Annotated in this window: 4 protein-coding genes and 1 pseudogene; 1 reads left to right on the top strand and 4 read right to left on the bottom strand. The window is 75.9% G+C overall.

The window, feature by feature from the left end:
* On the top strand, positions 1-1,991 hold a 1,991-nt coding region (locus NH602_RS28120), incomplete at its 5' end, for a helicase-associated domain-containing protein (RefSeq protein WP_253069380.1).
* Positions 1,992-2,070: 79 nt separating this feature from the next.
* Here the strand turns inward: NH602_RS28120 and NH602_RS28125 are convergent.
* The 4 genes and pseudogenes from NH602_RS28125 to NH602_RS28140 all read right to left on the bottom strand — a co-directional run.
* On the bottom strand, positions 2,071-2,640 hold the full coding sequence (locus NH602_RS28125) for an ATP/GTP-binding protein (RefSeq protein WP_083474372.1): 570 nt from the start codon (positions 2,638-2,640) through the stop codon (positions 2,071-2,073).
* A 28-nt stretch (positions 2,641-2,668) separates the two neighbouring features.
* Positions 2,669-3,373 carry a DUF742 domain-containing protein gene (locus NH602_RS28130; RefSeq protein ID WP_253069381.1) on the bottom strand — a complete coding sequence of 235 codons (705 nt, stop codon included), beginning with the start codon at positions 3,371-3,373 and terminating at the stop codon, positions 2,669-2,671.
* 77 nt (positions 3,374-3,450) lie between these two features.
* Positions 3,451-3,879, bottom strand: a complete 429-nt coding sequence (locus NH602_RS28135) for a roadblock/LC7 domain-containing protein (RefSeq protein WP_020623626.1) — start codon at positions 3,877-3,879, stop codon at positions 3,451-3,453.
* Positions 3,876-4,724 (bottom strand): annotated as a pseudogene (locus NH602_RS28140) (hypothetical protein); the annotation flags it as partial. The gene NH602_RS28135 and the pseudogene NH602_RS28140, both read right to left, overlap by 4 nt.

The raw sequence follows: 4,724 nt of genomic DNA on the forward strand, positions 1-4,724 counted from the left end.
TGGCCTGGGGCCCGGACGACGCGGTGTCGCTGGTCCCTGCGGCCGCCGACGTCGTCGGGCCGTGGCCCGCCGGGCTCGGCGCCCCCGCCACCGGTGCGGCGGCGGGACCCGAGCTCGACACGCTGCTCGCCGGGGTGGGCGACGACGAGCGCAAGGTCCTCGAGGTGCTCGCCCAGGGCCCGCCGGTCGGCCGCTCCCGCAACGCGAACGGCTCGACCGGGCCGGTCGGGTCACTCGTCGAGAAGGGACTGCTCACGCGCCGCGACGCCGACACCGTCGAGCTGCCCCGCCAGGTCGCGCTCGCCCTGCGCGGCGACCGTCCGATGGGGCCGCTGGACCTGTCCCGGCCGGACGTCCCGCTGCGCGTGCGGGAGACCCCGCTGGTCGACGGCACCGGCGCGGGGGCCGCGCTGGAGTTCCTGCGCCGCACCGACCTGCTCCTGGAGTGGCTGGCGCGGGAGTCCGTGCCGGTGCTGCGCTCGGGCGGGTTCGGCGTCCGCGAGCTCAAGCGTGCGGCGAAGGCGGCCGACACCGACGAGCCGACCGCCGCGCTGGTCCTGGAGATCCTGCACGCCGCGGACCTGGTCGGGGCGACCGAGTCGGTGACACCGGAGTGGCTGCCGACCACCACGTGGGACGTGTGGGGGACCGGTCCCGAGGAGTCCCGCTGGGCGGTGCTGGCCCAGGCCTGGCTGGAGCTGCCGCGGCTGCCCGGGCTCGTGGGGCGCCGCGACGAGACCGGCAAGCCGATCACCGCGCTGTCCGACGGGCCGCGTCGTCCGCCGGCCGCGCGGGACCGCCGCCGGGTCCTGGACGCGCTCGCCGACCTCGCGCCCGGCACCTCGGTGGGGTCGCCGGAGGACCTGGCGCGGCTGCTGGCCTGGCACGCCCCGCGCCGCGGCGGACGGCTGCGCGACGAGACGGTCGGCTGGACCGTCGCCGAGGCCACCGCGATCGGCGTGGTCGCCCTCGACGCGCTCACCACGGCCGGGCGGGTGCTGCTCGACCCGGCCCTGCGCCCGGACCCGGCGCACCCCAGCCGGCACCCCACCGAGCTGGCCGCGGCGCTGCACGCGGCGCTGCCCGCCCCGGTGGAGGAGATCCTGCTCCAGGCCGACCTGACCGCCGTCGCACCCGGGCGGCTGTCGGCGGACCTCGCGCACGAGCTCGCGATCCTGGCCGAGGTCGAGTCCGCGGGCGGCGCCACGGTGTACCGCTTCACCGAGCGCAGCCTGCGCCGGGCGCTGGACACCGGCCGCACCGCCGACGACGTCCGCGCGATCCTCGAGGCCCGTTCCCGCACCCCGGTCCCACAGACCCTGACCTACCTCGTGGACGACGTCGCCCGCCGGCACGGCAGGCTGCGCGGCGGCGCGGTCAGCTGCTTCCTGCGCTCCGACGACGAGGTGCTCCTGTCCGAGGTGCTCGCGCACTCCGCGGCCGAGGAGCTGGGGCTGCGCCGGATCGCCCCGACCGTCGTGGTCAGCTCGCTGCCGCTGGCCGAGGTGCTCGACGGGCTGCGGGCGGCCGGCTTCAGCCCGGCCGCGGAGGACGCGGTCGGCGCCGTCGTCGACCTCGGGCCGAAGGGGCGGCGCACCGAGCCGCGGCTGCGTCGCGGCACCCGGGACGCCGGCCGGGTCGTCGACCGGTCCCCGACGAACCGGGCCGAGGAACTCGTCGAGCGGCTGCGGGCGGGGGACCGCCTGGCCGGGGTACGCGACAGCGTCGCCGGGCGGCGTGAACTCACCGGCGCGACCGGGAACCTGGCCTCGCTGCAGGATGCGGTGCGCGAGGGCCGGACCGTGTGGATCGGCTACGTCGACGCGCACGGCGTCGCCGGGGACCGGGTGCTCGCGCCGGTCTCGGTGGGCGGCGGGTACGTCGAGGGCCGTGACGCGCTCGACGGCGAGCTGCGCCGCATCCAGCTGCACCGCATCACCTCGATCGCGCCGGTGGACGCCGGATCGGAGCAACCGGCCGGACGCGACTAGCCCCGGACGCGGTACCGCAGCGGCGCCGGCACACGATGTGCCTGCGCCGCCGCGGTGTCCGGGTCGGGTCGGGTACGGGTCAGCGCGCGCCGGCGGCCATCCGCTGGTGCATCGCGTGCTGCACCAGCGCGATCAGGGTCTCCTTGGTCGACTGCCGGTGCCGGGCGTCGCACACGACCATCGGGACGGCCGGGTCGATCGACATCGCCTCGCGCACGTCGTCGAGGGTGTGCTGCAGCTGCCCGTCGAAGGCGTTCACCCCGACGACGTAGGGCAGGCCACGGTCCTCGAAGAAGTCGATCGCGGCGAAGGAGTCGGCCAGGCGCCGGGTGTCGACGAGGACGACGGCGCCGATCGCGCCGCGGACCAGGTCGTCCCACATGAACCAGAACCGCTGCTGGCCCGGCGTCCCGAACAGGTAGAGCACCAGGTCGGCGTCCAGGGAGACGCGACCGAAGTCCATCGCGACGGTCGTGGACCGCTTGTTGGGGGTGGCGGAGAGGTCGTCGTGCGACGCGCTCGCCTCGGTCATCACCGCCTCGGTGGTCAGCGGCATGATCTCCGAGACCGATCCGACGAAGGTGGTCTTCCCGACGCCGAACCCACCGGCCACCACGATCTTGGCCGACATCGTCGCGGCACGGGCCATCCCGGCCGCGGGCTGGGGCGGCTGTGGCCTAGAGCCGACGGAGTCCACTCAACACCCTTTCCATCAGCGCGAGGTCCGGCGCGTTGCCGGGGGTGCTCGCGGTCTGGTGAACGGTCACCGTGCCGTTCGAGGCCATGTCCCCGAGCAGCACCCGGGCCACGCCCAGGGGGAGCGACAGCAGCGCCGCGACCTCGGCCACCGAGCGGGTCTGCTCGAGCAGCAGGTCGGCGACGGAGCGGTGCTCCATCGGCAGCCGTTCCAGCTGGCTGCGGGCCCGGTTGCTGACCGAGACCAGGGTCTCGACGGCCAGCTCGTAGCCCGACTTGGTCCGTCCCCGCGTCCAGGCGTAGGGCCGGACGAAGGCGGCGCCACCCGCGGACGGGGGCACCGGCGGCGGCGCTGCCACTGGGTCGTGCGCGGGGCCGGGCCCCGTGTTCTGTGCCGGCGACGGCGACGGCCGGTCCGGCCGGTCACCGGTCCGCTGGGCCTCCAGCTCGGCCGGGGTGGGCGGCAGCCCGTAGGCCGCCGATCCGCCGATGGGGCCGGTCACCTCGGCCGGGTTCGGCGGCGGGACCGGGCGCCCGGGGGCGGCGACCTCCGGCTCGACGTCGTCCTCCGGACGGTTGCGCCCCCATCGGCGCTTCTTCGGCTTGCGCTTGGAGTCCAGGCTGAACCCGTTCATGACGTCGGCGAACGTCGGCTCGGGGCCGTGTCCGCCCGGGTCCTGGGTCATCGGATCTCACCCGCTCTGGTCGATCCTGGGATGGGGTGCATGACGGTAACGCGTCCTGGGGGTCCGGAGTCGCGGCCTCAGGGCCCGAACGAACCCTGCAGCTCGGCGCGCAGCTCCGGGGTGAGCAGCTGGCCGACCCGGTCGACCAGCAGCGTCATCTCGTAGCCGACGAGGCCGATGTCGCAGCTCGGCGAGGCGAGCACGGCCAGGCAGGAGCCGTCGCTGATCGACATCAGCAGCACGATCCCGCGGTCCATCTCGACGACGGTCTGCACGACGCCACCGGCGTCGAAGCAGCGCGCGGCGCCCTGGGTCAGGCTGACCAGACCGGATGCGACGGCGGCGAGCTGGTCGGCCCGGTCGCGCGGCAGCCGGTCGGACGCGGTCAGCAGCAGCCCGTCGGTCGACACCACGATGGCGTGCGCGACACCCGGGACGCGCTCCGCGAAGTTGGTGACCAGCCAGCCGAAACGGCTCTGGCTCGGCTGTGCCTGCGGTGCCCTCACTGGTTCTCCTCGGGGTCGGACGAGTTCGGTCGGTCCGCGGCGGGCTCGGGGGTGCCGGTCGCGGTGGTGTCCTGCGGGGCACGGGTGCCCTGCCGGTCGTGCTGGTCCTGCGGGTAGTGCTGCTCGGAGTCGCCGTCGACCGTGTCCGTCGTGCCGGCCAGTGCGTTGCGGCGGACACCGGAGGCGCTCTCCCGGCCCTGACGCACGCCCTGCTGGTAGCTGGCGAGACGGCCACGGACGCTCTCGGCGTCCCTCGGCTCCGCCGGAGCGGGGCTGAGCACGGTCGATCCTGCCGCACTGCCCGGGAGCAGTCGCGCCCGCGGGCGTCGCTTGGGCAGTCCGGCGGTCGTCAGGTCGTCACCGGCGGTCTCCGACTCGTCGCCGTCGGTGGCCTCGCGGGCCTGCCGCCAGACGTCGTCGGCGGGGGAGGCGAAGCCCGACGGGGGCGCCGGGGCGCGGTCGTTCGGGCCGGCGCCGTCCTGCCAGCGGACCGGCACCGAGCGGTTCGAGCGGAACCAGGCCGAGGCGATGTCGTCGAAGATCGGGGTGGTCTGACCCATGTCGAACCCGGTCTGGGCCCGGGCCGACTCGACCGCCCCGGGGCGCCGGAGCTGACCCCGGTCGCCCTCGACGGGCACCTTCGGTGCGAACAGCGCGTCCTGCGAGGAACCGGCGGCGTTCGCGGCCAGGCCCGCCGGGCCCGCGGCCCGGCCACCCTCCCGCTTCGGCAGCGGTGCGGGCGCCTGCCTGCCCGGCGCCTGCTGCACCGGACGCTCCTGCGGAGCCTCCGGGTGCTGCGCCTGCTGGACCGGCTGCGCCTGCTGGGGCGCGGGCTGCTGCGGTCC

The organism is Pseudonocardia sp. McavD-2-B, assembly GCF_024124365.1.
Classification (GTDB): domain Bacteria; phylum Actinomycetota; class Actinomycetes; order Mycobacteriales; family Pseudonocardiaceae; genus Pseudonocardia; species Pseudonocardia alni.

Coding starts and splice junctions, on each gene's coding strand:
- NH602_RS28125 (WP_083474372.1), bottom strand. CDS start 2,640: ATGGCCCGTGCCGCGACGATGTCGGCCAAGATCGTGGTGGCCGGTGGG.
- NH602_RS28130 (WP_253069381.1), bottom strand. CDS start 3,373: ATGACCCAGGACCCGGGCGGACACGGCCCCGAGCCGACGTTCGCCGAC.